At 67.4% G+C, this 23125-nt stretch carries 18 protein-coding genes; 12 read left to right on the top strand and 6 right to left on the bottom strand.

Annotation, left to right across the window (positions count from 1 at the left end; genetic code table 11):
- The first annotated feature begins 109 nt into the window (after positions 1-109).
- Positions 110-1363, top strand: a complete 1254-nt coding sequence (locus GNX95_RS08785; RefSeq protein ID WP_163506616.1) for an HNH endonuclease signature motif containing protein — start codon at positions 110-112, stop codon at positions 1361-1363.
- Between the two features lie 783 nt (positions 1364-2146).
- Here GNX95_RS08785 and GNX95_RS08790 read toward each other — a convergent pair.
- From GNX95_RS08790 to GNX95_RS08800, 3 genes are read right to left on the bottom strand one after another with little or no spacing between them, the layout of a single operon-like run.
- Entirely contained in the window at positions 2147-3031 is an 885-nt protein-coding gene (locus tag GNX95_RS08790; RefSeq protein ID WP_163506617.1) for a carbohydrate ABC transporter permease, read from the bottom strand.
- Complete coding sequence (locus GNX95_RS08795; RefSeq protein WP_163506618.1) at positions 3031-3921, bottom strand: carbohydrate ABC transporter permease; 891 nt, start codon at positions 3919-3921, stop codon at positions 3031-3033. The genes GNX95_RS08790 and GNX95_RS08795 overlap by 1 nt, the downstream gene beginning before the upstream one ends.
- A complete protein-coding gene (locus GNX95_RS08800) occupies positions 3918-5237 on the bottom strand; it encodes an extracellular solute-binding protein (protein WP_163506619.1) in 1320 nt (439 codons plus the stop codon). Before GNX95_RS08800 ends, GNX95_RS08795 begins: the two co-directional genes overlap by 4 nt.
- 152 nt (positions 5238-5389) lie before the next feature.
- Here GNX95_RS08800 and GNX95_RS08805 point away from each other — a divergent pair, with 152 nt between their 5' ends.
- Positions 5390-6424: a LacI family DNA-binding transcriptional regulator gene (locus tag GNX95_RS08805; RefSeq protein ID WP_163506620.1), complete on the top strand. Its 1035-nt coding sequence runs from the start codon at positions 5390-5392 to the stop codon at positions 6422-6424.
- 14 nt (positions 6425-6438) lie between these two features.
- Positions 6439-8730 carry a beta-xylosidase/alpha-l-arabinosidase gene (locus GNX95_RS08810; protein ID WP_246281547.1) on the top strand — a complete coding sequence of 764 codons (2292 nt, stop codon included), beginning with the start codon at positions 6439-6441 and terminating at the stop codon, positions 8728-8730.
- Positions 8731-9260: 530 nt separating this feature from the next.
- On the opposite strand, the gene GNX95_RS08815 is transcribed toward GNX95_RS08810, so the two are convergent.
- A complete protein-coding gene (locus GNX95_RS08815) occupies positions 9261-12293 on the bottom strand; it encodes an AfsR/SARP family transcriptional regulator (RefSeq protein ID WP_163506621.1) in 3033 nt (1010 codons plus the stop codon).
- A gap of 15 nt (positions 12294-12308) precedes the next feature.
- Complete coding sequence (locus GNX95_RS08820) at positions 12309-14018, bottom strand: sensor histidine kinase (RefSeq protein WP_163506622.1); 1710 nt, start codon at positions 14016-14018, stop codon at positions 12309-12311.
- A gap of 362 nt (positions 14019-14380) precedes the next feature.
- Here GNX95_RS08820 and GNX95_RS08825 point away from each other — a divergent pair, with 362 nt between their 5' ends.
- The 9 genes from GNX95_RS08825 (at position 14381) to GNX95_RS08865 (ending at position 21904) form a co-directional block, all read left to right on the top strand.
- Positions 14381-14686: a hypothetical protein gene (locus GNX95_RS08825; protein WP_163506623.1), complete on the top strand. Its 306-nt coding sequence runs from the start codon at positions 14381-14383 to the stop codon at positions 14684-14686.
- Between the two features lie 299 nt (positions 14687-14985).
- The gene (locus tag GNX95_RS08830) at positions 14986-15879 is read left to right on the top strand and encodes a universal stress protein (protein ID WP_163506624.1); all 894 of its coding nucleotides are present in this window, start codon (positions 14986-14988) and stop codon (positions 15877-15879) included.
- A gap of 9 nt (positions 15880-15888) precedes the next feature.
- On the top strand, positions 15889-16440 hold the full coding sequence (locus tag GNX95_RS08835; protein ID WP_163506625.1) for a hypothetical protein: 552 nt from the start codon (positions 15889-15891) through the stop codon (positions 16438-16440).
- A gap of 39 nt (positions 16441-16479) precedes the next feature.
- The gene (locus GNX95_RS08840; protein ID WP_163506626.1) at positions 16480-17277 is read left to right on the top strand and encodes a hydroxypyruvate isomerase family protein; all 798 of its coding nucleotides are present in this window, start codon (positions 16480-16482) and stop codon (positions 17275-17277) included.
- Complete coding sequence (locus GNX95_RS08845) at positions 17274-17918, top strand: aspartate/glutamate racemase family protein (RefSeq protein ID WP_163506627.1); 645 nt, start codon at positions 17274-17276, stop codon at positions 17916-17918. The genes GNX95_RS08840 and GNX95_RS08845 overlap by 4 nt, the downstream gene beginning before the upstream one ends.
- The gene (otnK, locus tag GNX95_RS08850) at positions 17915-19141 is read left to right on the top strand and encodes a 3-oxo-tetronate kinase (RefSeq protein ID WP_163506628.1); all 1227 of its coding nucleotides are present in this window, start codon (positions 17915-17917) and stop codon (positions 19139-19141) included. The genes GNX95_RS08845 and otnK overlap by 4 nt, the downstream gene beginning before the upstream one ends.
- 12 nt (positions 19142-19153) lie before the next feature.
- The gene (locus tag GNX95_RS08855; RefSeq protein WP_163506629.1) at positions 19154-19834 is read left to right on the top strand and encodes a molybdate ABC transporter substrate-binding protein; all 681 of its coding nucleotides are present in this window, start codon (positions 19154-19156) and stop codon (positions 19832-19834) included.
- Positions 19835-19891: 57 nt separating this feature from the next.
- Positions 19892-20065: a hypothetical protein gene (locus GNX95_RS08860; RefSeq protein WP_163506630.1), complete on the top strand. Its 174-nt coding sequence runs from the start codon at positions 19892-19894 to the stop codon at positions 20063-20065.
- Positions 20066-20125: 60 nt separating this feature from the next.
- Positions 20126-21904, top strand: a complete 1779-nt coding sequence (locus tag GNX95_RS08865) for a flavin-containing monooxygenase (RefSeq protein WP_163506631.1) — start codon at positions 20126-20128, stop codon at positions 21902-21904.
- On the opposite strand, the gene GNX95_RS08870 is transcribed toward GNX95_RS08865, so the two are convergent.
- Entirely contained in the window at positions 21890-22969 is a 1080-nt protein-coding gene (locus tag GNX95_RS08870; protein ID WP_163506632.1) for a sialidase family protein, read from the bottom strand. The genes GNX95_RS08865 and GNX95_RS08870 overlap by 15 nt on opposite strands.
- Positions 22970-23125 lie beyond the last annotated feature (156 nt).

The raw sequence follows: 23125 nt of genomic DNA on the forward strand, positions 1-23125 counted from the left end.
ACCTGCGGCGCGCTCGGCCCGTCGGATTCTCTTAGAGTGCGGCAAAATAGTTATCCACAGATGTGTTTGGTGGCGTGGTTTTGTCGGTGGGGCCGGTATTATTGGAGGCATGACCACTCCTTCCGTCACCACCGCGCCAGTCGGTGACCCATGGCCGGAAGAAGACGCGGACGCGCTCGCGGCGATGCTGCGCGAGGCGGAGCGGGAGTATCGCAAGGCCGCTGCGCGGGTGTTGAATATCGTGAAGGCGATTGAGCACAAAGAGGCGTACGAGAAGCTGCAGGCCAAGAATATCCAGCAGCTGTTGGAAGACCAGTTGCTGCTCTCCCCGACCGAGGCCAGTCGCCGGGTGCAGCGCGCTCGCGCGTTCTGTCCGGGCATGGCGTTGACCGGTGAGATGTTGGCGCCGAAGCTGGACCTCGCCGCCCAAGCCATGCGCCGCGGCGACCTCGCCGACTCGCAGCTGGACGCGATCCGTACGGTGATCACGAGGTTGCCGGCGCACGTCGATTTCCAGCAGCGGCGTGAAGCCGAGGCGGCGATGGTCGAGGGCGCCAAGCACATGGACGCCGGCCGGCTCTATCGGCTCGGCACCCGGTTGCATGCCTATCTGGACCCCGATGGTGCCGCGCCGTCGGACAAGGACGATGCGAAGCCTCGGCGGGAGTTGCACCTGCACACCGGTCGCGACGGCCGCCTCGCGTTGCGCGGCATTCTCGACGCCGAGACCGGCAGTCTGTTGCAGGAAGTGTTGTCACCGCTGGCAAAGCCGGAAGGCGAGGATGGCAAGCCCGATCCTCGATCGGCCGCCGAGCGCAATGGTGACGCGTTGGCCGACATCCTCAACCTGGTCGCTGATGCCGGGAAGTTGCCGATCCAGGGCGCCGAGCGGCCGCACCTGACGGTGACGATCTCCTGGGAGATGCTCCGCGACTGTCTGGATGTGGCGCGCGCGTACGAAGGCCTGACCCTCAGCCCCGAAACCGCCCGCCGGCTGGCCTGCGACGCGGACATTATTCCGGTCATCCTGAACTCGGAAGGCGTCCCGCTGGATGTCGGCCGCAAGGAGCGGCTGGCCGGCCCAGAGTTGCGGAAAGCGTTGATCGCACGAGACAAAGGTTGCACCCGGCCCGGATGTACGCGGCCGGTCCGGCACACGAGGGCGCATCACATCGTGTCGTGGGTGGACGGTGGCACCACCTGTCTGGAAAATTGCGTGCTGCTGTGCGACCGCCATCACCGCGAAATTCACCACACCGACTGGACCATACGGATGAACAACGGCCATCCCGAGTTCATCCCACCACTCGATGTGGACTACGAGCAAAAGCCGCTGCGAAATACCTACCACCTGTACGGCTGACCCGAACAGGTGGACCACCAACCAACAACACAATGCGCTCGTTTCCTCGCCTTAGCAACCGAATGCTGAGACGAGAAACAAGCGCGTCTCAGGACTCGCCGCTGCTTGATCGCCAACGAAGCGAGGATTTCCAGGATCGACGTTGCCTAGGGCGTGTCTCCAAGAGATTGGCTCCTGGTCCGATGATCATTGAGTGGTGACGCGGATGGTGCGATTTCGGACGAGTTCTGGGGGATCGTGGCTGGCGTGATCTCTTCGGGAGAAGGGGTTACGGGTCGGCCGTGTAAGGATTCTCGGTTGATACTGGAGGGGATCGCCTCGGCGGCGTACTCCTGGCATGCGCGGTCATCCACGTCCGCCGCAAGTCACGAGATTTTAGAGACACGCCCTAGCAACGCTGACCTCGCTCTCCTCCGCTTTCGGGGCTGCGGCTGCACCTGACCGTCACCGTGCACGGACCGCACATCGCGTACCCGCTGGTCCATCACGCGATCGACGAACGTGAAGTACGCGTCGACCTGTTCCAACTCGAACCCGACCTACGCAGGCAGATGGAGTCACGCACTCGTCCTCGACTGGTTTGGCAGTGCCGGATGTGATCGACCCTCCCCGCAATCGTGCAGCGAATGCCGCGACCGCGCAGGCAGACCCGGTTAGCCCGGGAGAGCCGAATGCCTTGTCCGCCAACACACGGTCCAATCGGGTGCGAGGACGGCCGCCGGCTACCCGAGCGACCCAGCACCACCTGGATCTGCGGCACCCGTCACCCCATGACCAATTGCGTCAGCGACCAAAGCCTGCGGTGAGGCCGGTGACGAGATACCGGCGACCGACGATGTAGAGCGCCAGGATCGGCAAAGTCGACAGGACCACCGCCGCCAGCACGGTGGGAATGTTCACGGTGAACTGACCTTGAAAACTCCACAACGCCAGCGGCAACACGCGGTTGTCCGGACTTTGCGTGAGAATCAGAGGAAACAGGAAGCCGTTCCACGCGTTCAACGCGTCATACACCGCTACGGTGATCACCGCCGGCCTGGCCAACGGCAGGGCGAGGCTCCAGAGCATCCGCCAGTTTCCGGCCCCGTCCAGCCGCATCGACTCGAACAGCTCGGCCGGCACGTCGCGCAGGAAGTTGACCAGGATCAGTACGGTCAGCGGGATCGCGAAGGCGACACCTGGCAGGATCAGCGCCGCCAGCGTGTCATACATGTGGATCCTGGTGATCATGTAGTAGATCGGCACGATCGTCGCCTGCAGCGGGATCGCGAGGCCCAGCAGGAAAACCGCGAAGACCAGCCGCACAGCGCGGCCGGTGCCACGGACGATGGCGTAGGCGGCCATCAGCGAGACCGCGACGGCGATCACCACCGTGCCACCGGCGACCACGACACTGTTGGCCAGATAGCGGAGAAACTCATTCTGCAACACCAACTGATAGTTGGCCAGCGTCGGATCAGTCGGCGGCGCCAGCGCGTTGGTGGCATAGAAACCCTGTTGGCTGCGCAAGCTCGTGATCACGATGTAGTAGAGCGGCACGATGATGATCGCCAGCCAGACGAAGCCGCCAACCGCACCAACGATGTTCGGCCGCTGTCCTGACCGGCGCCGACCGGCCGTCACGACCGTCGGATGGACAGACCTATGCCGGGTAGCCTCGACGGCCATCACGCTCCTTCCTGCTGGCTGCGCATCCGGCTGAACCCCGACAGCCGCGTCAATCCAAGCGACAGCACCAAACCAGCCGCGGCAAGGATCACCGCGATCGCGCTCGCGCGGCCCATGTCGTTGCTGGCGAAGCCGGTGATGTACATGTGCAGCGCGAGAATGCGGCTGGAGTCACCGGGACCGCCGCCGGTCAGCACGAAAACCAGGTCGAAGTAGGTCAGCGAGCCGACCAGCATCAACGTCGAGGAGGTGACGATCGTGTAGCGCAGCTGCGGCAGCGTGATGTGCAGAAACTGATTGACCCGGCCGGCGCCGTCGATGGCCGCCGACTCATACAGGGCGGCCGGGATCTGCCGGACCCCGGCCTGGTAGAGCAGCGTGTGAAACGGTACGAACTGCCAGGCGATCGCGAAGATGACGACGTACAACACCAGATCGGGTGAGCCGAGCCAGTCCTGGCCGAGCAGCGGGATCGCTTTGCTGAGACCGAAGTTCGGGTCGAGTACGGCCTTGAACGCGATCGCGATCGCGGCCGCGGACATCAGCAACGGCAGGAAATACAGGACGGCGAGGACCGCGCGATATCGTTGCCGTCCGGCGGTGAACGTGCCGAGCAGCAGGCTGACCGGCGTCTGCACCAGCCAACTGACCACCATCACCTTGACGGTCAGCCAGATCGCGTTGCCGGTCACCGGATCGCTGAGTACGCCGGTCCAGTTTGTCAGGCCGGTCCAGGCCGGCGTGCCGAGTCCGTCCCATCGCATCAGGCTGAGCACGACGACGACCGCCAGCGGGACGATCGCGAAAACGGTGAAAAACGCCAGCGCCGGCACGGTGAACCAGATGGTCGGTCCGCCGTGCCTGGCGCGTACGCGCGGCGGAGCCGTCATTTGCCGATGGTCGCGTTCATCGCGGCGGAAAACTGCGCAGGCGTGATCTGGTTGAGAAACAGCTTCCCGAGATTGGTCAGCAGCGCGTCGGCCTGCGCCGGCGACAGTGCCTGATCCCACGACAGCTGGAAATGCGGCGCCTGACGTGCCATGCCGTAGATGAACGACAAATAGCCCGGGTCGGACGCTTTGGCCAGCTTCGGCTCCAGACCGGCGACCGGTGGTACGCCACCGCCGGTGACCAGACTGTCCACATAGGACTGGTTGAGCACGCCGTCAGTCAGGTACGCGACGGCCGCCTTGCGCTGCTCCGGTGTCGCCTTGGCCGAGATCGACCAGAAGTTCGCCGGGTTGCCGGCGACATCGGCCGGGTCACCTTTTCCACCTGGTACGGCCGGAAATGCCACGTATCCCAGCTTGCCACCGCTGATGAACTGCGGGTTCTGCGTCTTGATCGACGGATAGGCCCAGCTTCCCATCACCTCCATCGCCGCCTTGCCGGTGTACAGCAGCGCGAGGTCGGCGTTGCTGTCGGCATCCACGGACGCGAAGTTCTTGACGAACGCGCCGGCATTCACCAGCTGCTGGATCATGGTGTTCGCCTGCAGCACCGCCGGATCGGACCAGGCGTTTGGCTTGTTGGCGGCGATGTCGTCGAAGACCCGCGGGCCGCCGAGCCGGTCGACGAGATATTCCTCGTACATCAACAACGGCCACTTGCTCTGGCCGGCGAGCGACAGCGGCGCGATGTTCCTGGCGTTGAACTTCGGGATGAGCGCGAGCAGCTCCGGCCAGGTTTTCGGTGGCTGCGCACCGATCTGCCGGAACAGGTCTTTGTTGTAATAGAGCAGCACGGGCTGCATCGCGTTGTTCGGCAGCGCGTACGTCTTGCCGCCGATGACGCCACTGTCGAGCACGGACGGCAGATATCGGCTTTTCAGCGTCGGATTCGCGGTCACGTCCGGTGTCAGGTCGGCGACCTGGCCGGCGTCGACGTACGACTTCAGGATCCCGCCACCCCAGCCGAAAATCAGCGTCGGCGCCTGGCCCGCACCAACGGCGGTGCGGATTTTCTGTTTGTACGCGTCGTTCTGGAAAAACTGGACGTCGATCGGCTGACCGCCGTGGCCGCTGTTCCACTGCTGGAACGACGATCGGAAGGTCCGCTCGTCGCCGCCGGTCAGGGCCCAGGCGGTGGCCTGGCCGGCGCGGTCGCCCGGACCGCTGGAACCACAGGCCGCGCTGAGGCTGACGGCCAGCACCGCGGCGACCAGTCCGGCGGTGACGCGAAGCGATCGAAAGTTTCGGAGACTCATCCGCGACTCACTCTCTGCAGATCGGTAATTTTCCGATACTGTTGGGGTGATGCACGTAACATAGAAGCCGACTACGCTGCCGTCAAGCGTCGATTCACCAGACAGAACAGCAAAAACGTCCGACAATCCGTTTCGAAACTTTCGGAGGGCTGGTGCCTGCCGAGCAACCTCGCCGGAAGCGTACGACACTCGCCGCGGTCGCCTCCGCGGCCGGCGTCTCGCTTCCGACCGTCTCCAAGGTGATCAACGGCAGGACCGACGTCGCCGCCGAGACCCGTGCGCGCGTCGAGCAGGCGCTGCGCGACCACCAGTACGTGCCACAACGCAGCCGCCGGCCGCGGCCGACCGGCCGGACCCTGGAGCTGCTGTTCGACGGACTGGACAGTCCGTACTCGTCGGAGATCCTGCGTGGCGTGGTCGACGCGAGCACTGAGGCCGGCATCGACCCGGTCGTGCATCTGTTCCCCGCCGCCGGCCACACGTACGCGGACGACAACGAATGGGCTCGCCGGCTGGCCAGTTCCGGTCGCGAGGGCCTGATCGTGGTGACCTCGGAGCTGACCAGCGCGCAGGTCACCGCGCTCAACGGAGCCGGCCTGCCACTGGTCGTCATCGACCCGGTCAACCTGCCGCGCGCGGATGTCGTCAGCGTCGGCGCGACCAACTGGCTCGGCGGCCTGGCCGCGGCCGAGCACCTGGCCGGTCTCGGCCACCGCCGCATCGCCTATCTCGGTGGCCCGGCCGGCGCGTCCTGCAGCCAGGCCAGGCTGCACGGATATCGCGCCGCATTGGACAACGCGGGTCTGGCGGCCGATCCGCGGCTGGTCCGCAACGGTGATTTCAGCTATGACGTCGCGCGTGCGCTGACCGCCGAGTTGCTTGCCGAAGCCAAGCCGCCGACCGCGATTTTCGCCGGCAACGACGTGTCCGCGCTCGGCGTCATCGAGGCGGCGCGCGCGGCCGGTCTGCGCGTGCCAGGGGATCTCAGCGTCGTCGGCTTCGACGACACGCTGTTGGCTCTGTGGTCGACGCCGCCGCTGACCACGGTCCGGCAACCGTTGCGCGACATGGGCCGGGTGGCCGTACGGACACTGCTGCGGCTGGCCGCCGGCGAGTCGCTGGAATCGCACCACGTCGAGCTGGCGACCCAACTCGTCGTACGCTCGTCGACCTCCGCCGCCGGCTAGAAGGGCGATATTTCTTGGAAAACTCCGCTGAGCCGTGGCGCGATCCGGCCCTGCCCGTCGACGAGCGCGTCACCGCACTCATGGCGGAAATGTCGTTGGAGGATAAGGTCGGTCAACTTGGCAGCGCATGGCTCGGCCAGCGCGCGGCCGGCGAGGTCTCGCCGATGCAGGACGCGCTCCCCGATTCATTGCCGGAGCACGGCCTCGGACATCTCACCCGGCCATTTGGCACGGCACCGATCGGCCACCAGGATGGCATCGAAAGATTGGCCGAGCTGCAGCGAAAAGTTATCGCCGCCAACCGTTTCGGCATTCCGGCGATCGCGCATGAGGAATGCCTCACCGGTTTCGCGACGCTCGGCGCGACCGTCTATCCGGCGTCGATCGCGTGGGCCGCGACCTTCGATCCGGAGCTGGTCGGCCGGATGGCCGCGGCGATCGGCGCCGACCTGCGAGCTGTCGGTGTCCACCAAGGACTTTCGCCGCTTCTGGACGTCGTACGCGACTATCGCTGGGGACGCGTCGAGGAAACGCTCGGCGAGGACCCGTATCTGGTGGCGACCCTTGGCACCGCGTACGTCCGCGGTCTCCAGTCGGCCGGAGTTGTCGCGACGCTCAAGCATTTCGCCGGCTATCCCGCCTCGCGCGCCGGCCGCAATCACGCACCGGTTTCGGTCGGACCGCGCGAGTTTTCCGAGGTGTTGCTGTGGCCCTTCGAGATGGCCGTACGCGACGGCGGTGCGCGGTCGGTGATGAACTCCTACTCCGACGTGGACGGTCTGCCGGCCGCCGCAAACGAGCAGCTACTGACCGGAATTCTGCGCGACGACTGGGGTTTCGACGGGGTCGTCGTCTCCGACTATTTCGCGGTCACTTTTCTGCAGACCACCCATCGCGTCGCAGCTAGCCGCGCTGAGGCCGCGGCTTTGGCGATCGATGCTGGCATCGACGTGGAGCTGCCGAGCACGCACTGCTATGGCGAGCTGGTCGCGCTCGTACGATCCGGACAGCTGCCGGAAAAACTCGTCGACCGCGCGGCGCGCCGCGTACTGACACAGAAAGTCGAGCTTGGCCTGCTCGATCCGGGCTGGACGCCGGCGGCTGGCGTGGCCACCCTCGATTCACCTGCCAATCGCACGATTGCAGCCGAGATGGCGGAAAAGTCCGTCATCCTGCTGGCGAACACCGGCGTCCTGCCGCTCGAGGCGAGCTCGATCGCTCTGGTTGGCCCGTGCGGCGACGATCCTTTGGCTTTCATGGGCTGCTATTCGTTTCCCAACCATGTGCTGCCGCACTATCCTGGCGTAGCCAGCGAGGTAGCAGCTCCGTCGCTGCTTGCCAGTCTTCGCAACGAAATTCCCAGCTCGGTTGTCTCCTTTCATGAAGGCTGCCCGATCCGAGATCCTGATCGCGGCGGAATTTCCACGGCTGTCGAAGCCGCGCGCGCAGCGGACGTATGCGTCGCCGCGGTCGGCGATCGCGCCGGACTTTTCGGCCTCGGCACGTCCGGCGAAGGCTGCGACGCCGCGGACCTTTCGTTGCCGGGTGTGCAAAGTGAGCTGCTTGAGGCGCTGCTGGCGACTGGTACGCCGGTCGTGATCGTGGTGGTCTCCGGCCGACCGTACGCACTCGGCGACTACGCCGACCGCGCCGCCGCGATCGTGCAGGCCTTCATGCCTGGCGAGGAAGGCGGACCGGCGATCGCCGGCGTCCTGTCCGGGCGCGTCAACCCGTCCGGTCGCCTGCCGGTGCAGGTGCCACGAATCACCGGCGGGCAGCCCGGCACCTACCTACATCCACCGCTCGGCGGCGACAGCGCCGGCATCAGCAACCTGGATCCGTCTCCGCTGTTTCCATTCGGACACGGCATTTCCTACACCACGTACGCATATTCCGGTCTCCGGTTGGAACCGGCCGAGATCCCGGTCGATGGAACGTTCGCCGTTTCCGTCACGGTCACCAACACCGGGTCGCGGAATGGTGCCGAGACCGTACAGCTTTATCTGCGTGACTTGTACGCGCAGGTGACTCGTCCTGTCCGGCAGTTGACCGGTTTTTGCCGCGTACGGCTTGATCCTGGGGAGCAGGCCGAAGTGACCTTCAGCGTCCACGCCGATCGGACCAGTTTTGTCGGTCGGGATCTGCGGCGGATCGTGGAGCCAGGTGAGGTGGAGGTCCTTGTCGGGTCCTCGTCCGAGATGCTGCCGTGTGTGGGGAAAGTGCGGGTTGTTGGCGCGGTCAGGGTTATTGATGGGGATTACGTACGCACGACACCGGTGGAGGTCAGTCGCAAGGGTGTCGGGTGAGGGGCCTATCGGTGGTTGGGGTTGCGTCGGGGGTGGTTGGGTTTCTGATTGTTGCGATGGTTGCGTCCTCATGTTCGTTGCGTCAGGGCGTGCTTTGGTTTCTCGGTGGTGCGGCCGGGGCGGTTGCGTCTCTTGATTGTTGCGTTGGGGAGGTGGTTGCGTTTTCTGGTTGTTGCGTGGGTGGGTGGTGGGCTTTTCGCCTACGCGGCGAGCGACCTCAAGGGAGGGGGCGCGTGGATGCCAATCGGTGTGCATAGGGGTGCGGGCGGCGGTTGCGGTCGGGGCTGAGTTCTCCAGGCTTGCTCGTTCTCCCCGTCGGGCTGGACGCCATCACCTCCTCTGTAACGCTAAATGCCCGTCTTGCCGGTTTGCGTGTTGGTAGCAGGGCCTCCTTACGTGCGTCTGACGCACGCATGGGGGCCATGCGAACATCCAGCAGGGGCCGGGGTGGTGCTGGTGCGACTGGTGCGGCTGACAATGCGGGTGAGGCGGACTGACTGCGTAATACTGTCTAACAGGACATTTTGTCGTCAGCTACGCAAGTTGTCGAGAACCGCCAAGGCCTCGTCGCGGTTCATCGCCACGCCGCGCGCGTATGCCGCTGCGAAGGCACCGGGTCCGATGGCAGTGGTGGCGGCCGCGGCCGTACGCGCGACGTCTGGGTCGCCGACGACGGCCATGCCGCGGAGGGCGACCGCGATCCCCAGCAACAATGCCGCTTGCTCGTACGCGCCGACAAGAGTGGCACCGTCGGCGACGCCTTCGACGGCGTGTGCCAGCTCGACGGCGAAGGGGGAGGTGCGCGCGAAGGCGAGAGCCTCGCCGTGCCGCCGTACGGAATCACCGACATCGCCGGTGGCGGCGGCGAGGCGGCCGCAGGCGGTGAGTACGCGGCCGCGCAGCCATTCGGCGCCGAAGCCGTGGCCTTCGGTGGCGGCGAGCGTACGCCGGAGTAGATCAGCGGCTGTCTCGAGATCACCGCGAAGCCGTGCCACCTCGGCGAAACCGAGCTGGATCTCGACTGGCACCTCCAGCTCGCCGGCCTCGGCCAGCAGCGCGCTCGCTCGTTCGATCTCGGCGCGCGCGGCGACCAGTTCTCCTTGCCGGACAAGGCTTTCGGCGCGGTGACAAAGAATGCTGGCGCATTCCTCGGACGCACCAAGCCGCGCCTGCAGGTCGTACGCCTCGTCCCAGGCCGCATACGCGTTGTCCCATTCCGCGCGCCAGCTGGCCAACACACCGAGCCAGTCCAACGCCTGCGCTGTCCCCCATCGCTCGCCAAGCTCACGAAAACTCGCCAGAGCGGCACGCATCTGCGGCTCCTCAGCAGTCGGCTCACCGCCGAGCAATCCCAGCAACACCGTGCTCAGCCGGCCCAGCGCGACATTCCACGGATCGGCGTCCAGCAGGACGCCGTGGGTCTCCGTGGCATCGCCGTCGGGCGGTCCGGCCGTCATCCCCCAGAGCGCCGCGCCAAACGGATGCCGCAACGGCCGGTCAAACCGTTCCATGAGCTCACCGGCACGCTTCCACTGCTCGGCCGAGGCACGCGCGCCGGCGTGTACGACGCAGCTGATCCACTCCTCCTCCAGGCCGTCCGGCATGTCACCGTCCAACAGCGCGACCGCCGCGTCGGTCGCCTGGCTGCGCCGGCCGCTGAACCACCAGTACGCGGCGAGCGCCGCCACCAGCTGGAAGGCCGTACGCCGGTCGTTGTCGACCGCCCACCGCAGCGCGGCCATCAGGTTGTCGTGATCGGCCGACAGCCGTGCCAGCCACTCCAGCTGCTCGGCGCGCCGCAGGTGCGGGTCGGCCTCCTCGGCGAGCGCCAGCTGGCAGCGCGCGTGTGCGGCTCGTACGCGCGCGTCCTCACCGGCCTCGACGAGTCGTTCCGCGCAGAAGAGCCGGATCGTCTGCAGCATCCGATAGCGCCCGCCGTCGGACTCGACGAGCGACCGGTCCACCAGGTCGGCGAGCAAATCCTCGACGCCGGCACCACAAACAGCCTCGATCGCCGGCAGCCGAGCGCCACCGACGAAGACGGCCAGCCGCCGCGCGAGCGCCTGCGCGTCCGGATCGAGCAGGTCCCAGCTCCATTCGACCACCGCGCGCAGCGTCTGGTGGCGCGCCGCCGCGGTCCGGTCGCCGCGTGAGAGCAGCCGGAAATGCGCGTGACCGGCAAGCCTCGCAGCCACCTCCGCCACGTCGAACTGCCGCAACCGTGCCGCGGCCAGCTCGATGGCAAGCGGCAGGCCGTCCAACGCCACGCAGATCTCGGTCACGGCCGCGGTGTTGGCCGCGTCGACCGCGAAACCAGGCCGTACGGCCGCCGCGCGGTCCGCGAACAGGCGTACGGCCGGCGGTGTGTCCAGCGGCGCCAGCGGCAGCAGCCGCTCGCCGGTCAGTCCGAGCGGCTCGCGGCTGGTCGCCAGCACGGTCAGCCGTGGACAGCCTTCGAGCAGCTGCCTGACCAGCACCGCGACCGCGGCGACGATCTGCTCGCAGTTGTCCAGCACCAGCAGCACCTGCCGCTGCGCGAGTACGCCGACCAGCCGGGCGGCCGGCTCCATCGCCGGACCTGGCGCGAACCCGGACTCGCGTTGGCCGAGCGCGCCGAGCACGGCGAGCGGTACGGCCTCCGCGGTGTCCACGTCCGACAGGTCCACGAAGACCGCGTCGAGCGACGCCGCGTACTCGACCGCGAGGCGGGTCTTGCCGATCCCGCCGGGTCCGAGGATCGTCACCAGCCGCGCGCCGGCGAGCTCGCGCAGCCGCGCCAGGTCGGCGTCGCGTCCGACGAAGCTGCTCAGCTGCACCGGCGGTGCGGCGGCCGGCCGTTCGATCGGCTCGGCGCGCAGCAGCGCGAGGTGGATCTCGGCCAGCTCCGGCGACGGATCGGCGCCAAGCTCGTCGGCGAGCAGCCGCCGCGTCCGTTCGTACGCCTCCAACGCCTCAGCCTGCCGGCCAGCCGCGTGCAGCGCGCGCATCAACTGACCGCACAGTCGCTCGCGCAGCGGATGGGCGGCGACCAGCGCCGCCAGATCCGCGATCGAGGTGCCTTCCGGCAGCGCGAACTCGGCCTCGATCAGGTCCTCGGTCGCGGCCAGCCGCAGCTCCTCCAGCCGCGCGGCCTGCGCTTGACCGTACGGCAGGTCGGTCAGCGCCGCTCCGCGCCAGAGCGCCAGCCCCTCGCGCAGCGCGGCCGCGGCCGGTCCGTACTGCCCGGCCGCGAGCATCGACCGGCCAACTCTGGCCAGCCGCTCGAACCGATGCGCGTCGACCTCGTCGGGGTCGACCGCCGCGCGATATCCGGCCGGATGCGACTCGATCGCGCCGTCCGGCAGCGTACGCCGCAGCCGGGACACCTGCGCCTGCACCGCGTTGGCCGCACCGGCCGGCGGGTCGTCGCCGTACTGGCCGTCGATCAGCTGCTCGAGACTGACCACGCGGCCGGCATTGAGCAGCAGCATCACAAGCAGCGCGCGCGGCCGCGGACCACCGATCGCGATCGGCTCGCCGGCGGACGTACGCACCTCCAACGGACCGAGCACGCCGAACAGCATGGCGCCGATTCTGGCTCAACGCGGCAACGTATGGGCGGTCCAGTGCAGGTGAGTGCCGCCACCGTGCGGCGATTCGATGTCAAATGTGCCGCCATAGCGCTCGGCGCGCTGCCGCAGGTTGGCCAGGCCGCTCGATCGCGGCCGGTCACCGATGCCGCGGCCGTCGTCGATCACGTCGATGACGATCGTGCCGCTGTCGACGGCCACCTGGATGCCGACTGTGCCGGCCGAGGCGTGCCGCGCGGCGTTGGACAGTGCCTCGCGTACGACCGCGACGACGTCGTCGGCGAGCCGGTTCGGCAGGTCCTCGTTGAGCCCGACCAGGTCGGCGTCCGGCGCGAAGCCGAGTGCGCTCGACTCCTCGCCGATCACGTCGAGCAGCCGCCGCCGCAGGCTGTCCGCGCCGACGATGCCCGAACGCAGCCGGAAGATCGTCGCGCGGATCCGTTTGATGGTCGCGTCCAGCGACTCGACGTTGCCCAGCAGCCGCGCCTGCATGTCCGGGTCGCGGATGTGCGACACCGCGCCCTGCAGGCTCATGCCGACCGCGAACAGCTCCTGGATGACGTGGTCGTGCAGGTCGGCGGCGATCCGGTCGTGGTCCTCGACCGTACGCAGCACCTCGCGGTCGGTGCGGGCCCTGGCCAGCTCCATCGCCATGCCGACGTGGCCGCTGAAGCCGACCAGCTGCTCGGTGTCGGTCTCGCTGAACGGCGGCCGGCCAGGCACCCTCGCGACGGTGATCACGCCGATCACCCGGTTGTCCTCGGTCAGCAGTGGTACGGCGAGCGCGGCACCGACCGGCATCACGTTGCGGATCGACCGCACCTCGTCCTCGTAGTCGTTGACGACCGCCGGCTTGCCCGACCGTACGACCCTGCCGCTGAGCGTGCCGTCCAGCTCGATGGCCATGCCGACGACCTGCATGGCGTAGACGCCGGACGCCGCGCGTACGACCCAGTGACCGTCGTCGTCCGGCAGGATCAGGCTGGCGATGTCGGCGCTGGCACCGTGTGCGGCATAGCGCAGCACCAGGTCCAGCGGCGGCTCGTCGACCTGCGCGAGCAGCTGCCGGGTCACGTCGGTGGACGCGGTCAGCCACTGTCCGCGCTGCTCAAGCTCCTGGTAGAGGCGCGCGTTCTCGATCGCCACGCCGGCGCTGCCGGCCAGCGCCACCACCAGCTGCTCGTCCTCCAGGCTGAACTGGCCGTGCACGCTCTCGGTCAGGTAGAGGTTGCCGAAGACGCGGTCCCTGATCCGGATCGGTACGCCGAGGAAGCTGGCCATCGGCGGATGTCCGGCCGGAAAACCGACGGCGGCCGGATGTTCGCGCAGGTCGGTGATGCGTACCGGCCGTGGATGGCGGATCAGCAACCCGAGGATGCCGTCGCCTTTCGGCAGAGCGCCGATCCTGGCCACCAGCGCGTCGTCCATGCCGACGTGCAGGAATGCCTCCAACGCGCCACCGTGGCCGATCACGCCGAGCGCCGCGTATCGCGCGCCGACCAGGTCGCGCGCGGCCGTGACGATGTGCCGGAGCACCTGGCGCAGGCTCAGCTCGCCGGCGACCATCGAGTTGGCGCGGATCAGAGCGCGCAGCCGGCCCTGCGCCTTCAGCACGTCGCGCGCACGGTCGCCGAGCTGCTCGAGCAGCTCCTCCAGCTGCATCTTCGGGATGTCAGGAAAAGTCAGACCCGTCTCTTCCCGATCGTCAGCTGGCCCCACAGTCACTCCCCGAGCACTCCCCGACCCTGCTCCACTGAGCCCGGCGTTGCAGGCGCAAGCCACGATAGTCCCGATGACGCTCGGTGAGAACACCTCACGGGTACGTCAGGCACTTTTCCGTCGTTTCGGCGACATGTCGCCGGTGCGCGCGAAATGCGAAAAACAGGTCATATCGCCTTCGCGGCTTCTCCCAACCTTATGGAATTCCTAAGAATGGTGACCATTCCATCCGAGGAACGACGGCAATATCGGAAATTCCGCGCCGGGTTTCATTGCGTACGGCGCATAGCCCTCGCTCTGCCGTGCCGTCGGCAATATGCTCCGCGCCGAAAACGAAAACCCCCGATGTTTCAGGAACGGCCATGCCGTACGAACACATCCTCACCGACGCCCTGTCGATCCGTGGCATGCGGGCACTTTTCGACGTCGCGGTGCCACGCATGACACCGCGGCCGGTCCGGCTGCGACTGTTTGACCGGTGGTGCAACCAGTTGCAGTCGCGCGCGTTTTCCGTCGACATTCTCTGGATGCCAGCGACCGGCGTGGCCACGACGACGGCCAACTTCCCGACCCGGCGCGTGGAGGAGATCCTGCTGCGGATCCTACGAGAAACTCCGGTCACCGTTGCCGACCAGGACCGCAGGCCGCGGCCGCGCGCGCCTGCCTGACCATTTTCGGCCTGTCGCAAGGCAAATCAGAGCCGTACGACCCTGTCCGGGCCACCGTCACAGCGGTGAGCTGAGGACATGACCAGTGCACAGATCCGTGCGGAGGCCGGCCTGAGAGACTGTTGGGGAACTGAGGTGCGTGAGAGTCGAGATCCAAACGTCGTCCTGCCGGCACCGGACGGAAGCTCAAACAGCAGCGCTATGGTGGGGTTTCGTCCGGTGCCGGCAGGCGGCGTTTGGGCTCGGCTATCGCGTGCCTCAGTTCTCCAACAGTCTCTGAGGACAACCAAGTCACCGAGATGACCTCGATCTCGCGTATCCAGCGAAAAGTGGTGACGGTCGGCGTCGACGGCTCGGCGGCGGCATTGTCCGCGGCCGGCTGGGCCGCCGCCGAGGCCGGCCGGCGCGGCACCGGACTGCAGATCGTGCACGCCATGGTCGGCGTGCCGGCCGGGCTGCATCCCAACGCTTCCAGGCGCGACCGCGAGCTGGTTGCCCAACAGCGCGGCAACCGCGTGCTCCAGGCGGCCGTACGGCGGGCGAACGTCGTCGCTCCGGAGGTCGCCGTCATGACCCAGCTGAGTCGCGAGTCGCCGGTGCGGGCGCTGATATCGGTCGCCGACATCTCGTCCGTGCTGGTCGTCGGCGCGTCGCCGGCCGGCCTCCTGTTCGGCTCGACCGGCAGTGCCGTGGTCTCGCACGCCACCTGTCCGGTCGCGGTGGTGCCGCGGCCGAGCGGTGTCCACAACCGCGTCCCGGGTCCGATCCTGCTTGGCGTCGACTACGGCCGGCGCGGCGTGAACCCGCAGGTGCGTCCGGCCATCGACTATGCTTTTGCGGCTGCCGACCGGGAAAACTGCCGGCTGCTGGCCGTACACGTGTGGAACGACCTCGGCGGAGTCGTGCCGCTGCTGGCCGACTGGCAGAAGATGGACGCGGAGCAGCGGCTCGTGCTGTCCACCGCGTTACGCCGTTGGACTCGCCGTTCTCCTGACATAGTCGTTGATTTTCTGGCACCGCGAGGACATCCGCGGCGCGAACTGGTACGCCTCGGCCAGTCGGCGCGGCTGATCGTCGTCGGTGCCCGCAGCCACCGCGGTTTCGCCGCGATGACGCTCGGCTCGGTCAGCCGCACGGTCCTTCACCACGCCGAGTGTCCGGTAGTTGTCGTGCATGAGGACGCGAGCTTCTAACATCTTTCCGTGAGTCGACGCGTGATCCTTGTTGGCGCCAACCCAGGCGTACGGCTGTTTGACGACGACACGGTGACCGCGTACGCATCGGTCTGGATGGTGGACTGGTCGATCCGCGGCGCCGGCACAGCGGTGGTGCTGTGGCACGACGGGGTCGTACGCGTCGTCTCGGAGGAGGCCGACCTCGCCGACTGGCTGACCGACTATTTCGTACGCTCCTTCCCCGAGGTCGCCGGCCTTCCCTGGCGGCGGTCCGCGGTCGAGCGAGACGCCGTCGAGGTGTCGATGGATCTGGCCACCGGCCTGACCGCGGCGGCCGCCGACATCCGGATCGAGATGTCCGGCGTACTCGACCGGCGGCAGTTCACCACCGACGACTTCCCGTTGGCCACCGGCGGCCACGACCTGAGCCTGGTCATCGCGCCGCTGCGGTCGGCCACGATTTCGGTTGCCGGCAAAGCCCTTCCCGGCCACGTCCAGGTCGATGACCGGCCGAGCTCGTCGGCTTTCCTTACCACCGCGGAGGTCTGGCGCGCAGCGACCGTCGCCGACGACAAGTAGGCTGCGTAAACAGCGACGTCTCGTGGTGGAGGTGCACTGATGCACGCGGCCAACGGCCTGCGGTTCGACGCCAACCTGAAGTGGCTTTTCACCGAGCTGCCGTTCGAACAACGGTTCGACGCGGCCGCGGCGGCCGGCTTCACCGGCGTCGAATATCCGGCGCCGTACGCGTATCCGGCCGCCGAGCTGCGCCGCCGACTGGCCGATGCCGGCCTGCGCCAAGTGCTGATCAACACACCGTCGGGACCGGCCGGCTCGCCGGAACGCGCCGGTTTCGCCTGCCTGCCGGGCCGGGTCGCCGACTTCCGCGCCGGCATCGAGCGCGGCCTGGAATACGCCGTCGCGCTGGAGAGCCAGTTTCTCCACGTCATGGGTGGCGCACGGCCGGCGGGCGTGAGCCACGACCGTGCGTACGCGCAATATGTGGTGAACATCGCCTGGGCCGCCGAGCGTGCGCGTGACACCGGCGTGCGGCTGTTGTTGGAGGCACAGAACAAACGCGACGTTCCTGGCATGGTGCTGGACAACCAGGCACAGGCCGCGGCCGTGGTCGACGCGATCGGCAGCGCCGCGGTCGGCCTGCTTTTCGACATATATCACGTACAGATCGACGAAGGCGATCTTGTCCACCGGTTACGTGAGTTTCTGCCGCGAATCTTCCATGTCCAGATCGCCGATCCACCGGACCGGTCCGAGCCCGGCAGTGGCGAAATCGCCTGGCCGACCGTTTTCGGCGCGCTGCGTGATGGCGACTATGGCGGTTGGATCGGCTGCGAATACCGGCCGGCCAAGGACACGTTGTCCGGTCTCGGCTGGATCGCGGAGTTGGCCCGATGACCGTCAGAATCGCATTGATCAGTGCCACTCCAGCCGCGATCGCGCCGGCAGAGACCGGTCTCGCCGAGGAGTTTTCCGAGGCTTTGGCGTGGAACATTCTCGACGACCGGCTGCTCGCCGATGCCGCCGACGGCCTGACGCCCCCGCTGGCCGACCGGATGCGACGGCTGATCGCCTACGCGATCGACGGCGGCGCCGACGGTGTGCTGCTGACCTGCTCACTCTACGGACCGGTCGTCGACAGCGTGGCGTCGGCGGTGCCGGTTTTCGCGCCGGATTCGGCCGCTTTCCAACGCGCCCTCGACGGCGGCTATCGCCGGATCGCCGTGCTCGCCTCGTTTGAGACCGCCATGACCGACTCGTTGGCGCGGTTTCGCGCGTACGTCGCCGGCTCCGGCATCGAGGCGGTCGGCGTCGTCGCACCGGATGCCTTCGAGGCGGCCAAAAAGAACGACCTCGACACGCTCTTCACCGCGCTGCGGGACGCCTGCGACGACTCGTACGACGCCGTGCTGCTCGCGCAGTATTCTCTCGCCCCCGCCGCGGAAAGACTGTCCGCCGCGTTGGCGCGACCGGTGATTTCCGGGCCACACGCGGCGGCCGTCGCGCTGAAGGCAGCGATCGGCGGAGATCCGGCATGATCGGTGTGATCGCCGACGACTACACCGGTGCGACCGACGCGGCCGTCGCGTATCGCCGAGTCGGCCTGCGTACGCTCCTTTTCTTCGGCACGCCGGCATCGACCAGTGACCTGCCGCCGCACGATGTGCTTGTCGTGGCACTGAAAAGCCGCATGTTGCCGGCCGCCGAAGCGACCGGGCTCTCGCTGCGAGCGCTCGACTGGCTGCGCGCCAGCGGGGTGGATCAGGTGTATTTCAAGTTTTGCTCGACCTTCGACTCCACACCGCGCGGCAACATCGGGCCGGTCCTGGACACGCTGGCGGCCGCGTTGTCGGCGCGTACGGTCCTGCTCACACCGAGCTCACCGGAGCACCGACGCACGCAATATCACGGATATCTGCACGTCGACGGTGTTCTGCTGGCCGAGTCGCACATGCGTCATCATCCGCTGACGCCGATGACCGACTCGTCGCTGCCGCGTCTGCTGGCCGCGCAGACCGACGAAAACGTGGCGCTCATCGATCTGACGACCGTACGAAAAGGCGCGGCAGCGGTCCAAAATGCGCTCGCCGACCAATCTGGGTATGTCCTCGCCGACGCCATCGACGACGAGGACATCCGGACACTTGGACGCGCTGTCGTCTCCCAGCCGCTGATCGCCGGCGCTGCCGGCCTGGCCGGCGGACTCGCCGAGGCGTACGCCCAGGAACATCCACCATCCCCGATCGACGACGACACCTTCCCCACCGAAGGACCGACCGCCGTGCTGTCTGGCAGCTGCTCGGCGCGTACGCTCGAACAGCTCGAGGTCATGGCCGGTCTCGGCCGTCCGGCATTCCGGCTGGATCCGTTGGCACAGACCGATCTCGCCGCCGGCGCCCTGGACTGGTATGACGCTCTGCCGGCCGGAGACGCGCCGATCATCTATTCGTCCGCGCCACCGGACCAACTCCGCGACATCCAACGGAAAATCGGCGCCGACCAGGCTGCGGCCGTTCTTGAGGAGGCCACCGGACGGATCGCGGTCGGCCTGGTCGAGCGCGGAGTCCGGCGGCTGGTCGCCGCCGGCGGCGAAACCTCGGGCGCGGTCGTGACCGCGCTTGGGATCGACGGCGCGGCGCTCGGGCCGGAGGCGGCGCGCGGCGTGCCGTGGCTGTATCCGGTGTCGGGTCGGCCGGCCGCTTTGCTGCTGAAATCCGGCAACTTCGGCGGACCGGACCTGCTCGCGACCGCATCCGCCTAGCTCAGGGGAACCATGTCTGTCTCGTTTTTCAGTGCGCTCGCCATCAAGAAGGCACTCGACGACACCATTTTGCCAGCGTTCCAGAAGGAAACCGGCATCGTGGTGGACGGTGTCTTTGAGCCGACCAAGGCACTCCTGCGCCGGATCGAGGATGGCGCGCGTCCGGACGTACTCGTCGGCGTCACCGCCACGGTGTCCGCGCTCGGTGGCAGCGGGCTCGTCGCCGCCGACTCCATCCGCGAGGTGGCGAGCGTCGGCATCGGCATCGCCGTCGCACCTGACGGCGACAGTTCGGACATCAGTACGGTCGACGCGCTCATCGCCACCTTGCGGTCGGCACGCTCCGTTGCGTACTCGCGTACCGGTGCCAGTGGCATCTATTTCGCGCAGCTGATGGAAAAGCTCGGCATCGCCGACGAGGTCAACGCGCGTGCCACCGTCATCGAACAGGGATTCACCGCGCTGGCCATCGTCGACGGCCGCGCGGATCTGGCCATCCAGCAGCTGAGCGAGCTGCTTTTCGTGCCAGGGGTGCGGATCGTCGGTCCGCTGCCCGCTGACGTCCAGCATCGTACGGAATTCTCCGCCGCCACCGGCGTACGAGCCTCCGAGAGTGCCGTCAAGCTGCTGGATGCGCTCACCGGCGAGCACGCGATGTGCGCGTACGAGGCCGCCGGGCTGACCCGGCCGTAGCGCCTCGTCGGACGAATTCGCGGCTATCTGACATTTGCTATTGACGAGACCAGCGCGGTGGATCAAGGTCGTCTGCAAGCCAGCGCCGACGGCTCCCACCTCTTCGATTTCGGCGGCAAAACCGACGCCGCGGCGCCCACCGATGCCGGCGACACCTACGGCGTGCAGGCGCGGGCGCGCAGCAGCTTGCACCTCACCGAGGTCACCGTACGCGGCAGACCTGCCACCTGACCTTGCCATCCCACCGGCCCGCCGCCTATCGTAGAACCGGATTCTAAAAAGGGCTGGTGAATGACCGCGGATCTCGGCTTCGATCCTGCCGCGCTGCGCGAGAAGTACCGCGCGGAGCGCGACAAACGGCTGCGCGCCGACGGCAACGACCAGTACGTGGAGCCGACCGGCACGTTCGGTCACTACCTCGACGATCCGTATGCCGAACCGATCACGCGCGAGCCGTTGAGCACCACTGCCGAAGTCGTCGTGGTCGGTGGCGGCTTCGGTGGCCTGCTCGCGGCGGCTCGGTTGCGCGAGGCCGGCCTGGACGACGTCTGGATCGTCGAGAAAGGCGGCGATTTCGGCGGCACCTGGTACTGGAACCGTTATCCCGGCGCGGCGTGTGACATCGAGTCCTACATTTACCTGCCGCTGTTGGAGGAAACCGGTTACATGCCGGCCGAGAAGTATGCCAAGGGCGCCGACATCCTGGCGTACAGCAAGCAGATCGGTCGGCACTTCGGGCTGTACGAGCGCGCGCTGTTCCAGACCGAGGTCGTCGGCATGCGGTGGGACGACGCCGACGAGCGCTGGCTTGTCCGCACCAGTCGTGGCGACCGCATCCGCGCCCGTTACGTGATCACCGCCGGTGGACCATTGCACCGGCCAAAGCTTCCTGGCGTGCCAGGCATCGAGGACTTCGCCGGCCACAGTTTTCACACCAGTCGCTGGGATTACGCGTACACCGGCAGCACCGCCGACGGCCTCCCAGGGCTCGCCGGCAAGCGGGTCGGCATCATCGGCACCGGCGCCACCGCCGTGCAGAGCGTGCCGCATCTCGGTGCTGCCGCGGAGAAACTGTACGTCTTCCAACGCACACCGTCGTCGATCGACGTACGCGCCAACCGGCCGACCGATCCCGACTGGGTCGCCGGTCTGCGACCAGGCTGGCAGCGGCACCGGATGGAAAACTTCAACGCCTTGGTCAACGGTCAGCCAGCGGAAGAGGATCTGGTCGGCGACGGCTGGACCGACATCATCCGCAATCTGCTGGTGCTCAGGTCCAAAGCCTCACGCGATGGCGACACCGACGCCAGCGAGCTCGTGCAGCTGGCCGATTTCCGGAAGATGGAACAGATCCGCGCACGGGTCGACGCCATCGTCGGCGATCCGCGCACCGCCGAGGCGCTCAAGCCGTACTACAACCAGTTCTGCAAGCGGCCGTGTTTCCACGACGAATACCTGGACACCTTCAACCGGCCGAACGTGGAACTGGTCGACACCAACGGAAAAGGCGTCGACCGGATCACCGAGCGCGGAGTCGTGGTGGACGGCCGCGAGATCGAGCTCGACCTGCTCATCTATGCCACCGGTTTCGAGGTCGGGACGGCATTCACGCGACGCGTCGGCTTCGAGGTCGTCGGCAGGGACGGCGTCACGCTCACGGACAGATGGCGCGACGGTCCCTCGACTCTGCACGGATTCTACGTGAGCGGGTTCCCCAACCTCTTCGTCGTGAGCGTCATGCAGTCCGGCCTCACGCCAAACTTTCCACACATGCTGGCCGAACAGGCCGAGCATCTGGCCTACGTGCTGACCGAGGCGGCCAGGCGCGGCGGTCGTACGGTCGAGGCGGATCCGGCTGCCGAGCAGGAGTGGGTCCGCGCCATCGTCGAGCTTTCCGAGCTGCGGCGCGCATTCCTCACCGAGTGCACCCCAGGCTATTACAACAACGAGGGACAACCGTCGCCGACGACGGCGCGCGCCGCGTCCTACGGACGCGGCGCGGTCGCCTTCCTCAACCTGCTCCGCGACTGGCGCGAAGAAGGATCGCTGGCCGGCCTAACGATTCGGTAGATAGTCGGTCAGGTTGGAAAACACGCCGACGATCTGCGAGGTGTAGGGATCGGACGTGACGGTCAGGAAGCGTCCTGGCCGGATTTCCACGCTGGACGGGTTTGCCTGGTCGGAGGTCGGCGCACCGTGCACTCCGGCATCGTAAAGCAACGTGTCGTGCGATGGCTGCCGGTCCCAGTCCAGCGACGGCGCGAGGACGATCCGGCCGACGGTCGGACGTCCCGGCGCGAAACGGCCGGAGATGTCGCCGTACGTCAGGAAAATCGCGCCGCTGGTGATCGGCAGGACGTGGTGTGAGGAGGCCGGAATGGTGGTGCGTTGCGCCGCCGACCAGGTCCGGCCACCATCTCGACTGCGCGACAGGTAACCGACTCGCGCTTCGTTGCTGCGGATGAAAGCGATCACCTCGCCGTTACGCAGCACCGCCAATGTCGGCTCCTGGAAACCGATCCCGCCGGCACCGGCCGCGATGACCGCCTCACTGGCCGCCGGCCAGGTGCGGCCGCCGTCCGTGCTGCGTACAACGGTCGCCGTCGTCGCGGCTTCCGTGCCGTACGCGCCATAAAGCGGTGCGAGCAACGTGCCGTCGCGAAGTGCGACCACCGGTCCGTGCGCCGCGGCCCACGCCATCGCGGTGCCGACTTTCACCGGCTCCGTCCAGGAAACTCCACCGTCACGCGACCGCACGACAAACGTGCCGAGCGGACGCTGGCCCGGCCGGGTCCAGTCGGTCTCGAAGAACGACAGCAGGATCTCGCCGTCCGGCCGCACCGAAAGCTTCGGGTCGCGATCGTCGACCGGCGTGTCCACCGCGATCACCGGCGCCGACCAGCTCCGGCCGCCGTCCTCGCTGCCGGTCAGGAAAATCCGACCGTCCTGACCGGTGTGCGCCTTTCCGGCGCGATAGGCGGCGATCAACCGGCCGGACGGAAGCTTGGCGATGTCAGGGAAAAACGCGTCCTGGCCAGCCGGTGCGGTGGCCACGACGACATCCGCCCGACCGGGGTCGCCGACCGCCGCGTCAGCTGGTGCCGGCATCAGCGCTGTCGCCGTCACAACCGCCATCGCTGCCAGAATTCCACGGCTCCTCATGGAACCTCTCCCGCCGTCGAGAACAATATGCCTGCACAGAGCAGACCCGCAACAGCGTTCCATGTCAATGTTTCGGTTTCTCGGTTTTTTGGTTTCTCGGGGTGGCGGGAGGTGGTTGGGTTTCATCTC

Source organism: Fodinicola acaciae, assembly GCF_010993745.1.
Lineage (GTDB): Bacteria > Actinomycetota > Actinomycetes > Mycobacteriales > HKI-0501 > Fodinicola > Fodinicola acaciae.

Coding starts and splice junctions, on each gene's coding strand:
- GNX95_RS08785 (WP_163506616.1), top strand. CDS start 110: ATGACCACTCCTTCCGTCACCACCGCGCCAGTCGGTGACCCATGGCCG.
- GNX95_RS08790 (WP_163506617.1), bottom strand. CDS start 3,031: ATGGCCGTCGAGGCTACCCGGCATAGGTCTGTCCATCCGACGGTCGTG.
- GNX95_RS08795 (WP_163506618.1), bottom strand. CDS start 3,921: ATGACGGCTCCGCCGCGCGTACGCGCCAGGCACGGCGGACCGACCATC.
- GNX95_RS08800 (WP_163506619.1), bottom strand. CDS start 5,237: ATGAGTCTCCGAAACTTTCGATCGCTTCGCGTCACCGCCGGACTGGTC.
- GNX95_RS08815 (WP_163506621.1), bottom strand. CDS start 12,293: ATGCTGTTCGGCGTGCTCGGTCCGTTGGAGGTGCGTACGTCCGCCGGC.
- GNX95_RS08825 (WP_163506623.1), top strand. CDS start 14,381: ATGCCGTACGAACACATCCTCACCGACGCCCTGTCGATCCGTGGCATG.
- GNX95_RS08830 (WP_163506624.1), top strand. CDS start 14,986: ATGACCTCGATCTCGCGTATCCAGCGAAAAGTGGTGACGGTCGGCGTC.
- GNX95_RS08840 (WP_163506626.1), top strand. CDS start 16,480: ATGCACGCGGCCAACGGCCTGCGGTTCGACGCCAACCTGAAGTGGCTT.
- GNX95_RS08845 (WP_163506627.1), top strand. CDS start 17,274: ATGACCGTCAGAATCGCATTGATCAGTGCCACTCCAGCCGCGATCGCG.
- otnK (WP_163506628.1), top strand. CDS start 17,915: ATGATCGGTGTGATCGCCGACGACTACACCGGTGCGACCGACGCGGCC.
- GNX95_RS08855 (WP_163506629.1), top strand. CDS start 19,154: ATGTCTGTCTCGTTTTTCAGTGCGCTCGCCATCAAGAAGGCACTCGAC.
- GNX95_RS08865 (WP_163506631.1), top strand. CDS start 20,126: ATGACCGCGGATCTCGGCTTCGATCCTGCCGCGCTGCGCGAGAAGTAC.
- GNX95_RS08870 (WP_163506632.1), bottom strand. CDS start 22,969: ATGGCGGTTGTGACGGCGACAGCGCTGATGCCGGCACCAGCTGACGCG.